Source organism: Lacibacter sp. (assembly GCF_057361365.1).
On record NZ_JBMQSG010000007.1, the window covers coordinates 63,817 to 83,089 of the forward strand.

Sequence of the window (19,273 nt, forward strand, 5' to 3'; positions counted from 1 at the left end):
CACATGAATCAATTTGTGCTTAGCCATACCACTGCTTCGGAGTTGCGCTTATTTCCGCATATCATAGAAACCGGCGCAATAAAAAATACGGCCATACGCCTCAATGGATTTCCATGTTCTACCGATAGGTCTTTAAAACTATATTATATACAAGAGGGAAAATTTGAATGGAATATCAATGAACGACGCTTCACACTTTTTCCGGGAGATGTTGCATTGGTATTGCCCGGTGTTGAATTTGGAAATGAAAATGGCGTACTAGAGATAGGTAGTTTTTCATGGATAAGTTTACAGGTAAGCAAAAATGAAAGAGGTGAACTTGAAACAGGCTCATGGAGTAGTTTAACACAGGCAGAAAGCTATGCAATAAATAAAATACTGCAGGCAGATCAATCGCCCGTGCTTCAGAAGTTTACAGAGGCAGGTACTATTTTAAAAGCAATACAAACCGAGTTATTTAAACAGGAACTGGGATTTCAGACAAGAGTGAATCATTTGATCGACGAAATTTTAATACAACTGTGCAGGCAGTTTACAAGAATGCTAAACCCTGGTCGTGATTTCCCTAAAACATTTATGAAACTGGAACAGGAGCTGCGTCAAAATCTGTCGCATCAATGGACGGTGGAAGAAATGGCTGCATTAGTTGGATTAGGCACAACACTGTTCAATGAAAAAGTAAAAAGCTACTCGGGCTTTTCTCCGTTGAACTATCTCATCAATATTCGTATTTCAGAGGCGATCAAATTGTTGAAGATGCCCGATATAAGTTTAACCGATATTGCTTTGGACACAGGCTTTTATTCATCGCAGCACTTTTCAACAACATTTAAAAAGCTAACCGGCTATACACCCAGTCAATTCAGAAAAAATCATTTGGGAACAAACTAATATTTATCATGGAATGTATCATCACCATAGAACTCGGCACAAATGCAGTAAGGGTTTATGCATTTGATCTTAACGGAAATATTATTGGCTCATTAAAAGGATATTGTCCTACGTTTCATAGCGAACCGGATTACAGCGAACAGGATGCCGACCAGATTTTTATTACGATGCTATATGTATTAAAAAACCTGCTGAACGATGTATTGCATCCGAAGAAAATTAAAGTGAGATGTATTTGTTTCAGTTCATCGATGCACAGTGTGTTGGCTGTGGATAAGCGTGGTAATCCAATGGGTCATGCAATTATCTGGGCCGATAACAGGGCTAACAAAGAAGCAGCTGAACTGAAAAGCTCAACGCTTGGAAAAAGTATATACAACGCAACAGGTACCCCGCTTCATCCAATGTCGCCGCTAACAAAAATTGCGTGGCTCAAAAACAATGAGAAAGAAAAATTCAAACAGGTAAGTAAATTTTTATCGCTGAAAGCATATATACTTCAACAGCTCACAGGCGAATATGTAATTGATTACAGTATTGCTTCTGCAACCGGATTGTTGAATATTCATAAAATAAAATGGGAGGCAGAGTCGCTGAAGTTTGCAGGAATTACTCCGGCAATGTTACCTGAATTAGTACCTGTAGATACAAAGGTTGGAAAATTAAATAAAGCTTACCAGGCATCATTGGGGCTGTCGGCCGATACAATCATATTGGCTGGTTCAAGTGATGGCTGCATGGCAGTACTTGGCGATGGCGTCACTGGTGAAGGTGTGGCTACTATTACTGTTGAAGATAGTGGCGCAGTGAGAGTAGTAAGTGATAAAGTAATGCAGGACGATAAGCAACGTTTCTTCAATTACCTGCTCACTGAAAATAAATATGTATCCGGTGGTCCCACGAATAATGGTGGTGTCATTTTTGAATGGTTTACACGACAGTTCGGCGATTTTAAAAATCCATTCGATATCGAGCATACAATGCTGGAGCTTATCAATGAAGCATCAAAAGTGCCTGCAGGGTCTGATGGTTTGTTGTTCCTTCCATACCTGTTAGGCGAACGTGCGCCAATCTGGAACGCTAATGCACGTGGTGTGTACTTCGGTTTAAATATCAAACATGAAAAATCACATTTTGTAAGAGCAACCATTGAAGGTATTTTATATGAGCTCTACAGCATTGGAAAAACTTTGGAAGAACACAGGGCCATCAATAGTCTTTCTATCAACGGAAGCTTTGGCACGTTGCCATTCTTTACACAAATGGTGGCTGATATTTATAACAAGCCTGTAAGGTTAAGGCAACAATACCATAGTGTGAGTTATGGTGCTTACTTATTAAGTGCAACGGAAATGGGTATTTATAAATCGCTTGACGAAGCTGCAAAATCCGTTGCGTTGCCCGATCTCGCCACACCCGACAAACAAAACAACAAAGTGTATTTAAAATATTTCAAAATATTTGAACGTCTGAGCACAAAGCTGGCGAGCGAGTTTGCTGACATTGCAGCATTGCAAAATGAATAGCCACATCTGACGCAAGCAAATTCATTTTTCATTTTTTGTTAACGAACCAATCACTAACAGCAATGCCAAAAAAATCAATTCTGTTTTTTTCTGTTTCAGCAATTTTTGCTGTAGCAACCATATTATTGTGGTTTGTAGGTCAAACAAATTTATCGGGTTGGTCGCTTGCATTGTTTTTTTTGTGTCTTGCATTTGCATTCAGAGGTATTCTGTTGCTAAAAGGTCTTTCGTTTACTGCTATCATATTTGCTTCTGTTACGTTGGCGATGTGGCACCCGGAATATTTTACTACCTGGGGTAATTTTTCGTTGAGCAGCACTATCATTCCCTTTATTCAATTGCTCATGTTTGGCATGGGATCTTCCATGAGCTTAAACGATTTTGCAGCTGTTGTAAAATCACCCAAAGGAGTAATGGTAGGCGTTGCCAGCCAGTTTGTGATCATGCCATTGCTTGGATTTACTTTATCAACTATTACAAATTTTCCTCCTGAAATAGCAGCAGGTATAGTGCTCATCGGTTGTTCACCAAGCGGATTGGCTTCAAATGTAATGGCTTATTTATCGAAGGCAAACCTGGCGTTATCTATCACCATTACGTCTCTCACTACATTACTGGCTCCCTTTGTTACACCGTTGCTGATGAAATTATTTGCTGGCGCATTAATTGAAATTGATGTGTTGAAAATGATGTGGGATATTTTTAAAATGATCATCATTCCTATTGGTGCAGGTTTACTATTCAACAAACTATTAAAAGGCAAATTAAAATGGCTGGATGCGGCAATGCCGTTCATTTCAATGTTTGCTATCACTTGTATTGTTACAATTATTGTTGCATCAGGCAGAGATAATCTTCTGAAAGTAGGATTGCTGTTAACTGTTGTTGCATTAACACATAACATTTTTGGATACCTGCTTGGCTATTGGAGCGGACGGTTATTTAACATGAGTGAAAAAGATTGCAGAACAATAGCCATAGAAGTAGGAATGCAAAATGCCGGACTTGCATCGGGCATTGCAAAAGAACTTGGAAAGATTGCAACCATTGGATTAGCGGCTGCTGTGTTTGGGCCACTGATGAACATCACCGGTTCTGCTTTAGCCAGCTGGTGGCACAACCGTGCACCTGTTGAAAAAACAAATGAGAAGGAATTTCATCCCATCACTCAATAAAATAATCGCCATGATAAAAATTAAAAACGCATTGCTTGTGTTGCTGTTTCTTACAGCGCTACAATCGGCAAAAGCACAGCAGGTACAAATAAGCAAAGAGCAACTGATTGCTTTAACTCCATTATGGACTGGAGAGCGTTTCCCCGACGGAAGACCAAAAGTTCCTGACCAGTTGATACAACGAATGAAAAAGGTTAGTGTGGAGGAAGCATGGGCTGTCATGAAAAATGCGGGCTATGCTTACCAGATTGCCGAAGGATGGGAGTTGATACATCCTGACAGTGTGTTGGTTGGTCGTGCAGTTACTGCAACGTTTATGCCTGGCCGTCCTGATGTTTGGAAAGCCATTGATTCACTTGGAAAAAAGCAAGGCAAGCGTGGGCAAAACACATGGCCTGTTGATATTCTTGTAAAAGGCGATGTGTATGTTGCCGACCAGTTTGGTGCACATAAAAACGGACCAACCATTGGCGATAATGTAGGGAATGCCATCTATGCAAAAACAGGAAACGGAATTGTTTATGATGGCGCATTGCGTGATGTGGAGGGATTGAAAGATATTCCTGGCTTCACTTCTTTTTATACCAGTTACGATCCGTCGTTTCATAATCCTCCAGGTGATTTAACTACAATGATCGTTGGTATTAATCAGCCAACACGTATTCGCAAGGTAACCGTTATGCCGGGTGATGTGGTACTCGGTAAGCTTGGCGTTGTTGTTTTTATTCCACCGCATCTTGCAGAACGTGTTGTTACAACATCGGAGATCGTTCGGTTAAGAGATATGTTTGGGCATCAACGTTTGCGTGAAGGAAAATATACAGCAGGACAAATTGATGCAAGATGGAGCGATGAAATTGAAAAAGATTTTTCAAAATGGCTGAATGATCATATCAATGAATTGCCCGTGGCAAAAGAATTTATTCAGCAGTATTTAAAAGACAGAACCTGGTAAGAACTATTATTCAACAATCGATTCAGTCATTACTTAAACTACTTGTGCATGAAAAATAATAATTCACGCCGATCATTTTTATCAAAAGCAGCCATTGCATCGGCGCTTATGCCACTTGCATCAATAGAAGCTTTTGGTGAAGGATACAAGAATGCGGTTGATCGTACACCTAAAACTTCTGCTCCATCTGATTTGAAAATAACAGATATCAAATGTGGTTATATACGTGGAAGTTTGTTTGTAAAAATTTATACCAACCAGGATATTTATGGCGTTGGTGAAGGAGTGGATGCTGTGCCCGGAACTTATCACCTGGTGAAAAACTTTGGCCTGAGGTTGAAAGGGAAAAGTCCGTTAAATGTGCACCGTTTGTTTGAAGATATACGCAAAGGTGGTTTTTTCCAGGGTGCTCAGGCAGGTATGTACATTGCAGTGTTGTCTGCAATTGAAACAGCGTTGTGGGATCTTGCGGGTAAAGCATTGAACGTTCCGGTGTATCAATTACTCGGAGGAAAGTTTCGTGATAAAATACGAGTGTATTGCGATACTGCTTTATACCAACGCAATCTACCAACAGCAAAAGATTTTGCTGAAGCGGCATTGAATTCAAAAAAGATGGGCTTCAATGCCATTAAGTTTGATCTTGATCAAGCGAACGATCCTAACAAGTATGATGCTTACAATTGGACGGCAAGCCCGATGGAGTTGCAACGCATGTACGATCAGATAGCTGCAGCAAGAGAAGCGGTTGGACCAAATATTGACATTTGTGTAGATATGCATGGCCGTTATGATGCAGTTACTGCACAGGCTGTAGCTAAACGATTAGAACCGTTGAACCTGATGTGGCTGGAAGAACCCATTCCTGCAGAAAATGTTGAAGCCTACAAATTAATTACTGAAAGCACGAGCACACCCATTTGTGCTGGCGAGAATCATTACCTGGCATATGGGTTCAGACGTTTACTTGAAATTGGTGCTGTTGATATTGTAATGCCCGACCTGCAAAAAGCAGGAGGACTTGGTGAAGGTCAGCGTATTGCAAACCTTGCTAATTTATATTACACGCCATTTGCGCCGCATATGGTGGCATCGTTTCTTGGTGCAATGGCATCGGCGCATGTTTGTGCTTCTGTTCCAAACTTTTTAATTCTCGAATGGCAATCTTATTTCCATACCAATCCCATGTTCAAGGAAATTGTAACGTATGAGGGAGAGTGGGTGAAAGATAGTTATATCACATTATCGGAAAAGCCGGGAATAGGAGTGGATATTAACGAAACAGCAATGAAGAAATATGCAGTGCCCGGTGTGCCTTTCTTTGAATAACAACAAAGTATCTTTAAGTAATGAAGAAAATTATTGTTACAGCCACTTTCATGTTTAGTTTAATTGCTTCTGCATTTGCACAAAAAAATAATGAATGGAAAGGAAAGAAATGCGCCGTTGTTCTTACCTACGATGATGCCATTGATCAGCATTTGGATAATGCTACACCTGTTCTGGATTCATTGAAATTTAAAGCTACCTTTTATGTAACAGCATTTTCACAATCGATGCAAGCAAGATTGAAGGATTGGAAGAAGCTTCCATTAAAAGGTCATGAACTGGGCAATCATACCTTGTTTCATCCCTGTGTTGGCAATATGCCCGGCCGTGAATGGGTGAGTAAAACAAATGACCTGAACAATTACAGCGTTCAACGCATGGAGAACGAAATGCGTATGACGAATCTGTTCCTGCAATCACTTGATGGTAAAACAAAACGCACATTTGCTTTTACCTGCGGCGATATGAAAATAGCAGACTCATCTTTCATCAATGGCATGAAAAATGATTTTGTTGCAGCAAGAGCTGTGCGAAATGAAATGCACAAGATTAACGAAGTGGATCTCTACAATGTGGATTGCTATATGGTCAACAATAACAGCTTTGAAGAAATGAAAGTGTGGGTGGATAAAGCTATCCAGACAAATTCCCTGCTGGTGATCTTGTTTCATGGCGTGGGCGGAGGCAACAGTCTTGATGTATCCATTGAAAATCATCGTGAGATCCTTCGTTACATCAAACAAAAGGAAAAAGAAATTTATGTGGCACCGATGGTGGAGGTAGCAGAACATATCAACCAATGGAAAAAAACAAATCAGCTTTAAACATCGATACAATCACGAAACAATCTAAAATCAAATTCGTATGAGTCAGCAACATTCACGAAGAAGGTTTTTACAGCAGCTTGGCCTTGCAGGGTTAAGCATCCCACTTATTTCAGCCAACAATTCCTGTAATGAACAACAATCTAAACAACGCACCATGCAACAGAACAAAGAAGGAAAACTCGGCATTGCCTTAGTTGGTCTTGGAGGTTATGCAGGTGGACAATTAGCACCGGCGCTTCAAAAAACGGAACATTGCTACCTCGCAGGTATTGTTACAGGAACGCCCTCAAAAATTCCTGTGTGGAAAGAAAAATATAATATCCCTGATAAGAATATTTACAACTACGAGAATTTCGATTCCATCAAAGACAATCCTGACATTGATATCATCTATGTTGTATTGCCTAACAGTATGCATGCAGAATATACCATACGTGGGTTTGCAGCTGGCAAACATGTGATCTGCGAAAAACCGATGGCGCTTACAGTTGCTGATTGTGATAAAATGATCGCTGCCGCAAAGAAAGCAGGTAAACAATTGTCAATTGGTTATCGCTTACACTTTGAACCTTTCAATAGAGAAATGGCAAGATTAGGAACAAACAAAGTATATGGCGATATTAAAAAATTAGCAGCAGGCTTTGGGTTTGTGATTGGCGATCCTAACCAATGGCGATTGAAAAAAGATCTGGCTGGTGGTGGCCCTATGCAGGACTTAGGTATTTATTGTGTGCAGGGTATTTGTTACACAAGTGGAATGGTTCCTGTTTCTGTTACTGCACAGGAGGGGCCTAAAACAATTGCTGATAAATTTAAAGAAGTGGAACAATCGTTGAAATGGCAATTTGAAATGCCAAATGGTTTAATTGCGGAAGGTGAAGCAAACTATGGCGCCCCCATGAATTTTTTACGTGCAGAAGCAGAGAAAGGAACGTTTGAATTATCGCCTGCTTTCAACTATGGTGGCTTGAGAGGCAAAACATCTGAAGCTGCTATGAGTTTTGAAAATATTAATCAACAAGCAAAACAAATGGATGGCATTGCGCTTTCAATGACTAAAAATCAACCATCAATTGTACCGGGTGAAATGGGCAAAAGAGATGTGAAATTGATCACATCGGTTTATGAAGCGATGGCAACCGGAAAGAAAATAAAAATACAGTAAAAGCACACTTTCATTAAAAGATAAGGGCCGCATTTTTAAATGCGGCCCTTATCTTTTAGTCAATCAATTGTTACTGTATTTTCTTTTCATAGTTCATCCATTTACTTGCCCAGGGAATAAAATATTTATAGTTCGGTGCATCGGTGTGACCTCCATCGTGTTGCCGCCATGCCAAATGTCCATTGAGCATATCCGTTAACATCGGTGGCATTTTTTCATTCATGTAATCATTGCTCACTCCAAGATCTTTTACGCCTAATAATTTAAAAACTGTTCCAGCTGCAATAGTCGCCTGGTAACTTCCTTTCTGATCGAGCCAGTTGGCATCACCTTTCTCCGGAATACCATAACTGATGAATGTAAGACGAGGTGCACATAATGCAATCAACTCATGCGAATCAACTGGAAGATCACAGCCTGTTTTTCTGCCGAATGAAGATTCCTCTGTTCCATATTTTAAATAGTTACCTGCCATCCAATGATAACCTCCGCCACCAGTTAAATTTTCAACCGCTTCACCATAAACACGACGATGTAATGTTGCCCCACCTTTACCTGATGATCCAATTAATCCGATTGCAAAGCGTTGATCAAATGCCATAGTTACCAATGCAGCTTTGCCATAGCGTGAGACACCTTCAATGCCAACTTGTTTTGCATTAACTAAAGGTTCGGTTTCTAAATAATCCAATGCACGACTTGCACCCCAACCCCATGCACGCAATGCACCCCATTGATCTGGCTTGCGTGGCTGACCCATGTTTGTTAAACCAATAATGCCTCTTGTTAAGCCTGCACCATTATCCGGTTGTATAGTACCGGGATCGATAGTAACATAACCCCATCCTGCTGCTAATAATCTTTCCTGCGGTGTTAATTCATCATCGGGTTTTGCAGGCGCAAAAAAGTTAGGAGCGGGAAGGCGAGTGATAGGTTGATAAGCCGGGTACTTTTCAAACATTTCTTTCATTGATGGATCAGACTTGATCATCATTTCTTTGTAGGCTTCATTTATTTTTTCAAGATCATCAGGCGATGGTTGTGCGGGCGCAGGTAAAACCGGGCGGCCAAACATGATCAACACCGGAACTGGCCCTTTTACATTTGTGGGAAGAACCAATACCATCTTAATGTCTACATTGATCAACGGATACGCACTGTTATCTACATGTCCTACAATCTCTTTTGCAATAACAGGAATGCGGTTCACCACTTCCCTATCGAGTATCTTAACTGTCCATGTTACTTTTGGAACATTGTTGGGAATACGTCCATACACTTCACGTTCAAATTCTTCAACTAATTCCGGACGACGTTGTTTCCACCATTCATCAGCAGTGGTTATTTTCTTTCCATTTTTCAATGTCAGCACATCGGGTAATTGCGAACAAGGATTTGCCAATGCTTCATCATAGTTTGCATGATTTGGATCGTTCTCATTTCCACTTTTACCCGGGCGCAATTTTTTAATGCCCATTTGCTGCATCATGTTTGCCTGGTCTTGCTGCACTGTAAACATCGTGAGCTTTGGATATTTGCTGCTGTCAATAAACTTCATCTGTGCAGTAGCAATAGCATTACTGGTTATGGCAGTGAGCAGAAAGAGTATGATCTTTTTCATGTTCGTTTTTTATTGGTGGGAGCAATGAAACAATTAATCGTAATTATAAAGTGTTACTTTTTGTATTGCTGTTTGATTGGTGGGAATATTTACATGCCGGCCCTGGTGTGTTTGATCACCGTTTAAATGACGGGTCACTTTCCAACTGTTATTTTCAAACACGCCTTCATCTACTTTTAATAAACCCACATGCTGGTTTTTGTTTTTGCTGTTTGAAAATGTAATGACCACTCCTGTTCCAACAACATAAAATTCATCTTCACCTGTTTGAATGATCATGGCACTTGCATATGGCCAGTCTTCCGTTTTGCTGCCAGCTGTCCAGCTGAGTGTATAATCATGCTTGCAGTTAAACACATAATTACCCAACGTAAAACTTGTATCCTTGTTTGCTTTTGTAAGCAACACCGCTTTGATCTTATTTTTCCCTTGGTTACTTGTAATGAGTGGCGTTAATGAACGCAGCATTGCATACATGTTTGCCAGCGATTCACTATGATTCGATTCAATAGAAAATGGTGAAAAGCCAATGCCTTCATAATTCCCAAATGCGAACAATGCTTTTGCTGTAACGGTAGCATCAAAAGCATGTTCAGGAATAAACAAAGGATCACCTTGTCTTGTGTACAGATCGTTCCAGTATTTAAAATCGGGATTGTAAAAATCAGGACTCATAAAATCAATCGCAGTTCCACCGGCTTTCCAGATATCCATTACATGCGGAAGCGGCCCGGCACTTGGATACTCACCGGGCAGTTTACCGGGACGGTTGAGTGCAGCATTAACAAACATAGGAAGTGGATATATTTTTTTACCTGCAGCGATCAACTTGTTCATGAATGCAGAATAGTAGTACGCCATGAAAATTTCATCTGTATACAATTTTTTGCCAAACAATTCCTGCCAGTTTCCTCTTGTTTTATTACCGCCTTGTTTCCATGCCTGTTGTAATTCGGGCACAAGCTGATCTTTTTTCTTTTGCAGATAGATGACCACTTCTGCAGGAACATTTTTTTTGAATGCCTCTTCGGCCAATGGATGATAATCTCTTGCTGATGATAACATGCCGATCTCATTTTCCGGCTGTATCATGATCACTGTCTGGTGAACGCTGTCGAAGTTTTTAATGAATGTCATCAGTTGTTCAAATGCATGGATGTCTGCATCAAGCACGTCTTTACTGAACGAACTAAGTATCTCCAGGCTCTTTCCATTTTCATCTTTTACACGGGGATATTTTTGTTGATTGCGTTTCACCCATGAAGGCGCATGACTACTCATACTATTTTTCCATACACCAAACCAGAGGAACACAATTTTGAGATCATTCTTTCTTGCTTCGGTAATGAGGGATTCGTAGAGCGAAAAATCGAAACGACCTTCTTCTGCTTCGATCAGTTCCCAATAAACAGGCACCAGCACTGTATTTAAATGCATGGCCTTTAGTCGTGGCCAAACTTGCACCATGTTCTGCATGGTCGTGGCAGTGGAGTTACCAAGTTCACCACCAAGTATTAAAAAAGGTTGATCCTTTACGATGAGTTGTGTAACAGTGCCAACTTTTCGTAAATGCGGCAAACTGTTCTGTCCATAAGAGGGAAGAACAATACAAACGACCAACACGAGTAAGACCAATTCTTTTTTCATTTCGTTCTTTATAAGAGTTGTTGTTTCATCTGTTACTTTGGTTTCGTTTTACTGCTCTACAAATGTGGTAACACTATATGGAGGCAGTTTGTATGTAAAGCTGTTATTGGTGGCCGTTGTTTTTGTACCCGGCTCTGCATTCTTAGTTTCAGTGGTTGTGTAAGGAATAAAGTCACCCACCGTGCTGTTTTGAAAAGTAAAGGTCTGTTCTGCTGCAGTATTGTAATTGTTTATAGCAACAACAACTTTCTTACCGGCATTGGTTTTATAAGCAGATATGCGAACATTAGAAGCAGTGTTGGGTCCTGTGCCAATGCGTACCGAACCCGGCGAAATATATTTAGCAAATTGCGACATCATGAATCCACGCTTTGTAACAAATCCTTCTTCACCAATAGGACCATAAAAACGTTTGGCATACCACCAGATATATGCACTGAAGTTGGCCACAGTAAGACAGTTGTGTATTTCAACAGCAGTTGCTAAACTCGCTGTGTAATTAAAAACAGTGTCCAGATGTTCTGTCATCCACACTTCTTTATTCATCGCTTTTGCCATTGAATTTTCTGCAATACCACCACCGTAAATATGGGTGCCGATGATATCAATGTTTGCGGTAGCGGCATTATCACTTAACAGTGTGTTCATGTAGGCCTGATTGTAATTGACCAGTTCTGGCGCCATCAATTGTGTACTGGTAATTAGATGGCCGTAATTTTTTAAGAAGTCACGCATTTGTATTGCAGTCCATACACAGCTTTCATAGTTTGGATCCCAATCTGGTTCGTTTTGTACCGATACTGCGTGCACGGCCGCACCGTTCGCTGCCATGTAATTCGCAAAATCATTAAGGTATTTCGCATAAGCTTCGCTGCTGTCTACTTTCAATGATCCTCCAATAAGATTATTATTTGTTTTAAATCGTGCAGGTGGGCTCCACGGCGATGCAAGTATTTTTGCACCACGTTGAACAGCACCTTTTGCATTTGCAAGTTCAAGTGCACGCCAGTTATCATCAGCTGCAATGCGGATGCGTAAAATATTTAAACCAAGTTGCCCGTTTCCCTTTCCGAACAAACGATCTAATTCATCATTCGTTAATGAACCAGTAGAAGGCCGAAAAACAGTAGCGGCGCCAAAACCCTGGATAGTTTGAAAGCTTTCATTGGCATTGATGAGTATGGAGGAACTGATTACTTGTTCCTTTTCTTCACCAGGCTTTTTTTTACAGGAAGCAACAAACAGTTGAATGACAGCAAAAACGACCAAGGATATTTTGCTATAATTAAAATTCTTTTTCATGCGGTGCATTTATTGCTGTGTTGTTTGACTAATTATTTTTCTGTGGTAAAAGGTGATGCAGGCAATCCATCCTTGTTGTATAAATTTGGATTAACAGGATTGTCGGCCCATGCAAAGCGTACAAACATGGGTTCTTTCACTTCGTCACTCCACACAACTACCTTGTCGCCTTCAATTTTTGCTTTGGCCCACACAAATTTTTTATCTGCCCCTGCAATGGCAAACTCACTTAGTTCTTCACCGTCGTTACTGATCAGGCCGCTTCCTATATGCTGAAATGAAATGATGATCTTGTTTCCATCTACTTGTGCCGATTGATAAAGCGGACCTGAATAAACAATATTTTCATTGTAGGCAAGTTTGCGTGCTGCCAATGCTAAACGAATACCAACATCTTTTTTGTTGTCGGGATGTATGTCGTTCCACTCACCAAGATCAATTGTCACGGCCATGGCTGTATTTGGCATAGCAAGTGTTTTTAATTGTTCATGTCGTAGAGTTGCCCAACCACTTTCTGAAGGCAGGTAATTGTAATCCATAAAGCCGGGAAGCTGTACGTATAAGAATGGCAACGAACCTTGATTCCATTTAGTACGCCAATCGTTAATCAATGCAGTTTGCAATGCACCATATTCCTGTGGCTTGCCTGCATTACTTTCACCCTGGTACCAACAAAATCCTTTGATGGTATAATTAATTTCAGGAGCCACCATTGCATTATATAATGCTGTTGGTTGATTTTGTGCACTGAGGCCGCCACCAAAACCTCCACCTGCAAACGGGCGATTTACTAAGCCAACTTTATACTGCCATGTGCCTTTCAGATCAACTGTATCTGTTCCTGAAAAAATGCAGTAAGGTTTGTCTGTAACAAATCCACCCTTGCCTGCATTGTTTGTAACACGAATAACAAATATGTTTTTGCCAGCTTTTAAAACATTTGCCGGCACAGCGTATCTGCGTTGCGGATATTGATAAGTTGTATTGCCTACACGCACACCGTTGATGTATAATTCATCGGCATCAACAATTCTTCCTAAAAATACTTTTGCCGGCTTACCCACCATAGATGCAGGTATTTCAATTTCTTTCCGGTACCACACAACGCCATTCAGATCTTTAATACCCTGGTCTTCCCAATAACCGGGAATGTTGATGTTACGCCAACCTTTAGGAACATAGTTAACATCAAACCATTTTGTTGTTCCACTTAAACCTGCATCAACAGGAGGAGCAATGCGTGGCGTATTTGATGGTCTACGGTTGAGACTGTTGATGTAAGCAGTGTCTTTATTTTTAGTAATCGTAGTTTGTAATACTGCAAAATCTTTCAACCCTTCTTCACTTGTCCATGCTTCAATGGGTGTGCCGCCTACACTTGCATTAATGATGCCGATGGGTACTTTGTATTTTTCGTATAAATGTTTGGCAAAGAAATAGGCAACAGCTGAGAAGGGGCGAATGTCTTCACCCACTGCAGATTTCCAATAACCGCCTGGTAAATTCTGTTGCGGCCCTTGCAAACTCGTAAGCGTTGGAATCCAGAACTGGCGTATCTGCGGATCATTTGCTTCAGCAATTTCTTTTGCATAGGTTACATCGTGAATGTTGAGTTGATGCACCATATTACTTTGCCCGCTGCAAAACCAAACATCTCCAAATAATATTTCTTTAATGCTGATCTTATTGCTTGCAGTTATATCAATGCTGTAAGGACCGCCGGCTTTGGTAGAGGGAAGTTGAACTTTCCAGTTGCCACTTGCATCAGCTTTTGTTTTGTAAACCCTGCCGTTGAATTTCACATTTACTTTTTCATTTACTGCAGCCCATCCCCAGATATTTACTTTAGCATCACGTTGAAGAATCATACTGTCACGAACGATCTGCGGCAGTTTTACCTGTGCATGAATAGTTGCGGTGATCAGCAAAAACGAACTAATGAATATGTTTAGCTTTTTCATTTACTGTTATTAAGTGCAAGGAATTAAATGATTATTCAAATTGAATAGCAAAGTAGGTAGCAGGTTTTGTCCCTATATTTTTAATAGCGTGTGATACGTTACTGCCGAGATAATAAAGCCCTCCTGCATTTGTTTTTACTACTTCATTTCCCAGCTGCATTTCTGTTTCACCATTAATGATTAGTACGATCTCTTCTGCACGGTGCGTATGTGGTTCATGACTTTTCAATCCTTCCTTTAAAGTAGTCACATGCATTTCAAACCGTTTTTGCATGGCGGTTGGTTGCTCAAAAAAATCACGACGGCCGCCACCATTATTATTGGGTTTAAACGGGATTGTTTCCCAAACTTTTACAAAAGAATGTCTGCCACTTTGTTTATTAGAAACGTTCCTGCTTTTGTATTTCATGCTATAGAAATGCGCAGGTGTTTCTGAGGCATTGGTTAAAGAGTAATGTTCACCCGGCATTAAAACTGCAATGCTGTTGGGTGTTAATGTAAAACTTGAGTCGGCTAAACGAATAATTACATTTCCCGATTTAACGATCAGCAATTGTTCCTGCACATCTGTTACTATTTGTTTTATTGCTGTTCTGCCTGCAAGGCTGTTTGCTGATAATTGCATCCATTCGAAATCATGCACTTTGCCTTCGAGAAGAACAACGGAGTTGATGTTATTCTTAATGGCAGATGGTTCTTTCCAGTTATATGCGCCTGAAATAACAGAATCTTTTTGTGCAAATGCCAGGTATGGAATAAAGAATAAAGATGCAAGCAAGCGTTTCATAAAATAATGTTGATTGTTTATTACTTCACTTCATATCCTTTTCGTTGTGGTCTTGAAAGCATGCTGTTTGCTTCTGCATCGTTTTTGAATTTTTCTTTTGAAGGATCCCAGTATAATTTTCGTTTCAGCTTCATGGAAATGTGATGCAGCAAACAGGCAGAGCAGGCACGGTGTGCTTCTTCTACAGGCGCAATTGTTTTTTTGTTATCACGGATTGCTTCCAGCCAGTTGCCGTGATGATCTTTGCTTACCGTAAAATGAAATTCTTTTTCACCAATTACAGAAGTGAGAATAGTTGGATCACTTGCATCGATCTTCTTCGCCTGTACTGTGCCTGCGTTAGGATCACTTGATGTTGCCTGGTAATCGCCTCTCGACACAAATACCCATCCTTTGCTTCCTTCAAATTTTATCCCGTTAGGAAATTCATTGCTTACGATCATTGTAACTCCATTTGCATATTTGGCACCCGTTTTAAAAATGCCATGCACATCCCACAAGCCGTTTGTTGCAAAGTCAACATTCTCTGTCCATATTTCAACAGGGCCGCTTGCTTCCATACCCATGCCCCAATGTGCACTGTCGATATGATGCGCACCCCAACCCGTGATCATACCTGCACCAAATTGTTCGCAACGCAACCAACCAGGCCGACCATAACCAACCTGCGGATGCACACGATCTTCCGTGTAATACACTTCAGGTGTTGATGCAAGCCACATGTCGTAATTGAAATCCTTTGGTAATGGCATTTCTTCTTTCTTACCACCGGGAGGATCGCCGGGCAAACCAACGTAAACAGTTTTTAAATCACCAATGCGACCGTTACGAACGAGTTCAGCTCCATAGCGAAATTGTTCACTACTACGTTGCTGACTACCGATCTGAAATTTTACGCCACTCTTCTGCACTACATTGCTGATCACCCTTCCTTCAGCAATGGTTAAGGATGCAGGCTTTTGCATATAAATGTGTTTGCCTGCACGTGCCGCCGCCACACCGATCATTGCATGTGTATGATCAGGTGTGCTGATCAATACTGCATCCACATCTTTATTCTGTAATACCTCTCTGAAGTCGGTGTATACTTTTACTCCATCGAATGGTTTGTTTTCCCGCTTAGTATAAAATTCATTTACTAATTGCTTGCCTTCATTTGCACGCTGCAGATCTACATCACACACAGCCATGATCTGTGCGTAATCATATTTCCAAACACCGGGCATATCATGTCCACGGGAAATACGTCCTGTGCCAATTGCCGCAATGTTGATGCGGTTGCTCGGTGCATGTTTTCCAAATACACTAGCAGGAACAATGCTTGGTATTGCAAGCATTGCAGATGCTTTGAGCGAAGTGGAAAGAAACTCCCTGCGTGATTGTTTTCTTTTTTGCATGGCTTATTATTTAGGCAATCGTTGAAACAATAATTCGTTTAGAGAATCTGCACAGAACTGCTCAACACATTACTTGTTGTTTTATTCTTAACACCCGGCTGACCACCACCAACACTTATCTGTACCTTTCCTTTAGGTTGATAATACTTACCTGTTGCTTCATTTACTAATGATAACTCTTCAGGCGTAAGTTTAAAGCTGATGGTTTTGCTTTCGCCTGCTTTTAAACTAATACGTTTAAATCCTTTCAATGCACGAACAGGTGCTTTGCTTTTTGTTTGATGTGATACATACAACTGCACCACTTCATCACCATCAAGTTTGCTGCTGTTCTTTACTGTTACCGTTACAGTAACTGGTTTGTTTGCTGCAATGGTCTTCGGTAATTGCAAGCCACTATATGCAAATGTTGAATAGCTCAACCCATGGCCGAATGGATACAATGCTTCGCCTTTAAAATAACGATAAGTTCTTCCTTCCATACTATAGTCAAGAAAGCCGGGAAGATCACTATCATTTTTATAAAATGTAACAGGTAAACGTCCCGCAGGATTATAATCACCAAACAATACATCAGCAACAGCAGTACCTGCACTTTGTCCGCCGTACCATGCATTCATAATAGCCGGAATATTTTCACTTTCCCAAGGCGTTGCAATAGCACTGCCAGTCATCATTACAAATACAACAGGCTTGCCTGTGCTGTTTAGTTTCTTCATCAGTTCGGTTTGAACTGTTGGCAAAAGAATGGTTGTTCTGTCGCCACCATTAAAGCCGGGATAATCAACACGCATTTCTTCACCTTCCAGTTGCGGCGAAATACCACCTACATAAACAATTGCATCTGCATCGCTTACTTTATTGAGCAATGCTGCATAGTTGATTTGTTCGAAATTACCAGCTCTTAATTTTACATTCGCCTTTCCTTCGCCTTGCCAGTATTCAAGGGTGAGCTTATACGTTTTTCCTTTTTCTGTTTTTAAACGGTAGGTTCTAGCGCCCCAACGGTTCCTTGACCATGCATCGAGAACAGACTTGTCATCAATGCTGAATTTGTAGCCATCATCGGCTTCTATTTCAAACGTGATGAAACCATCTTTATCTGCTGAATAGTTGGTTGTATAGCGTGCAGAGAAATTATATGCATTCATATTTCCAACTACCTGCGAACCTTCCTGCCAGAAATGATCAACTGTTTCTTCTGTTCGTGCTACAGCAGGCTGGCCTTGTAATTCTTTGTTGTTGAAATATTCTGCTTTGAAACCAGCCTTTCCGTCGACTGAATATTGGTTGCGCATATCAGTATACACCAGCACAGTATCGTTGGTGAAGTTGATGGCCTTTTCATATACAACCTCAGCTTTGCTGCCAAGTTTGTTTTGAATGCCTTTTAATACAGTTATAATTTCAGACGGAGTACCGTTATAGTTGCCTAATACTGAAATATTATTATCGGCATTGGGGCCAACAACAACAATTTTTTTAATTGACTTTGAAAGCGGCAACGTGTTCTTTTCATTTTTCAGCAACACAATACTTTGCTGTGCCATCTTTAACGCATGTGCTTTGTGCGGTGCACTTTCCAAAACAGACGAAGGGGTTTGTGCATACTTCACCATCGATACAGGATCGAACATACCCAAACGATAACGGATGGTAAACAAACGCTTCAATGAAATATCAAGTTGCGATTCTTTGATCAATCCATTCTTCACCGCATCAACTAAGGTTTTATAAACTGTTTGTCCGCATTCAATATCGGTGCCATGCATTACCGCATCAACAGCTGATACAGTAGCATCTTTATGTGTTTTGTGATATTTATAAAAATCATCAACCGCCCAGCAATCGCTTGTTACATAACCATTGAATTTCCATTGCTTGCGGAGGATATCATTCATCAACTGATCATTGCCACAGCAAGGTTGTTTATCCACTGCATTATATGCACACATTACACCCGCAACGTTTGCATCAACGATCAGTTCTTTAAACGCAGGTAAATACGTATCCCACAGATCGTAAACAGCAGGATTAAAATTATCGGAGTGACGGCTTGGTTCAGGGCCGCTGTGAACGGCATAATGCTTGGCGCAGGCAGCAGCTTTTAAATATTTTGGATCTTCACCTTGCAGGCCACGAACAAAGGCTCGTCCAAGCATAGCCGTTAGAAAAGGATCTTCGCCGTATGTTTCCTGTCCTCGTCCCCAACGTGGATCACGAAAGATGTTGATGTTGGGTGTCCAATAGGTAAGCCCGAGATAGCGTTCTGCAGTTCGTCCCTGTTCAACAGCTTTGTTGTAAATAGCTCTTCCTTCCAATGCAGAATAATCAGCCATACGGAGGAGTGAAGTTGTATCCCATGTTGCTGCCATACCAATGGCCTGCGGGAACACTGTTGTTTTGAACGGGGTTCTTGCAACACCATGCAATACTTCGTTCCACCAATCATAAGCAGGAATACCCAGGCGAGGAATAGCAGGTGTTGCATTAAGCATCTGCGCAACTTTTTCTTCGAGCGTTAAACGGCTGACCACATCATTCACACGTTGTTCAATGGAAAGTTTTGTATTCCACATCGGGAATGATTTATAATCCTGTGCCGATGTTGTTACAGCGAGCACTATACTGAAGATTGCAAGAACGATTTTCATTATTGATTGTTTTGATCGGGGTTTAACTGAAAGTGA

14 protein-coding genes are annotated in these 19,273 nt (G+C 40.8%); 7 read left to right on the forward strand and 7 right to left on the reverse strand.

Annotation, left to right across the window (positions count from 1 at the left end; genetic code table 11):
- The first annotated feature begins 3 nt into the window (after window positions 1-3).
- From ACO1QW_RS05120 to ACO1QW_RS05150, 7 genes are all read left to right on the forward strand, one after another.
- Window positions 4-891 carry an AraC family transcriptional regulator gene (locus ACO1QW_RS05120; protein WP_486256324.1) on the forward strand — a complete coding sequence of 296 codons (888 nt, stop codon included), beginning with the start codon at window positions 4-6 and terminating at the stop codon, window positions 889-891.
- 8 nt (window positions 892-899) lie between these two features.
- The gene (locus ACO1QW_RS05125; RefSeq protein WP_486256326.1) at window positions 900-2,417 is read left to right on the forward strand and encodes a gluconokinase; all 1,518 of its coding nucleotides are present in this window, start codon (window positions 900-902) and stop codon (window positions 2,415-2,417) included.
- A 62-nt stretch (window positions 2,418-2,479) separates the two neighbouring features.
- On the forward strand, window positions 2,480-3,592 hold the full coding sequence (locus tag ACO1QW_RS05130) for a bile acid:sodium symporter family protein (RefSeq protein WP_486256328.1): 1,113 nt from the start codon (window positions 2,480-2,482) through the stop codon (window positions 3,590-3,592).
- A 10-nt stretch (window positions 3,593-3,602) separates the two neighbouring features.
- A complete protein-coding gene (locus ACO1QW_RS05135; protein WP_486256330.1) occupies window positions 3,603-4,547 on the forward strand; it encodes an RraA family protein in 945 nt (314 codons plus the stop codon).
- 48 nt (window positions 4,548-4,595) lie between these two features.
- Complete coding sequence (locus ACO1QW_RS05140) at window positions 4,596-5,876, forward strand: mandelate racemase/muconate lactonizing enzyme family protein (protein WP_486256331.1); 1,281 nt, start codon at window positions 4,596-4,598, stop codon at window positions 5,874-5,876.
- A gap of 20 nt (window positions 5,877-5,896) precedes the next feature.
- Window positions 5,897-6,700 (forward strand): polysaccharide deacetylase family protein, encoded by an 804-nt coding sequence (locus tag ACO1QW_RS05145; protein WP_486256333.1) that lies wholly within the window; start codon window positions 5,897-5,899, stop codon window positions 6,698-6,700.
- 40 nt (window positions 6,701-6,740) lie between these two features.
- A complete protein-coding gene (locus ACO1QW_RS05150; RefSeq protein WP_486256335.1) occupies window positions 6,741-7,868 on the forward strand; it encodes a Gfo/Idh/MocA family protein in 1,128 nt (375 codons plus the stop codon).
- Window positions 7,869-7,938: 70 nt separating this feature from the next.
- On the opposite strand, the gene ACO1QW_RS05155 is transcribed toward ACO1QW_RS05150, so the two are convergent.
- The 7 genes from ACO1QW_RS05155 to ACO1QW_RS05185 are packed head-to-tail and all read right to left on the reverse strand — an operon-like array spanning window position 7,939 to window position 19,237.
- Window positions 7,939-9,489, reverse strand: coding sequence for a glucuronyl esterase domain-containing protein (locus ACO1QW_RS05155; protein ID WP_486256337.1), 1,551 nt, complete (start codon window positions 9,487-9,489; stop codon window positions 7,939-7,941).
- Window positions 9,490-9,522: 33 nt separating this feature from the next.
- Entirely contained in the window at window positions 9,523-11,136 is a 1,614-nt protein-coding gene (locus ACO1QW_RS05160; RefSeq protein WP_486256339.1) for a GH35 family beta-galactosidase, read from the reverse strand.
- 48 nt (window positions 11,137-11,184) lie between these two features.
- Entirely contained in the window at window positions 11,185-12,438 is a 1,254-nt protein-coding gene (locus ACO1QW_RS05165) for a glycoside hydrolase family 30 protein (protein ID WP_486256341.1), read from the reverse strand.
- Window positions 12,439-12,470: 32 nt separating this feature from the next.
- A complete protein-coding gene (locus tag ACO1QW_RS05170) occupies window positions 12,471-14,399 on the reverse strand; it encodes a sialate O-acetylesterase (RefSeq protein WP_486256343.1) in 1,929 nt (642 codons plus the stop codon).
- Window positions 14,400-14,430: 31 nt separating this feature from the next.
- A complete protein-coding gene (locus ACO1QW_RS05175; protein ID WP_486256345.1) occupies window positions 14,431-15,186 on the reverse strand; it encodes a cupin domain-containing protein in 756 nt (251 codons plus the stop codon).
- A gap of 20 nt (window positions 15,187-15,206) precedes the next feature.
- Window positions 15,207-16,583, reverse strand: coding sequence for a Gfo/Idh/MocA family protein (locus ACO1QW_RS05180; RefSeq protein ID WP_486256346.1), 1,377 nt, complete (start codon window positions 16,581-16,583; stop codon window positions 15,207-15,209).
- 38 nt (window positions 16,584-16,621) lie between these two features.
- Complete coding sequence (locus ACO1QW_RS05185; protein WP_486256348.1) at window positions 16,622-19,237, reverse strand: glycoside hydrolase family 3 C-terminal domain-containing protein; 2,616 nt, start codon at window positions 19,235-19,237, stop codon at window positions 16,622-16,624.
- Window positions 19,238-19,273: the final 36 nt, after the last annotated feature.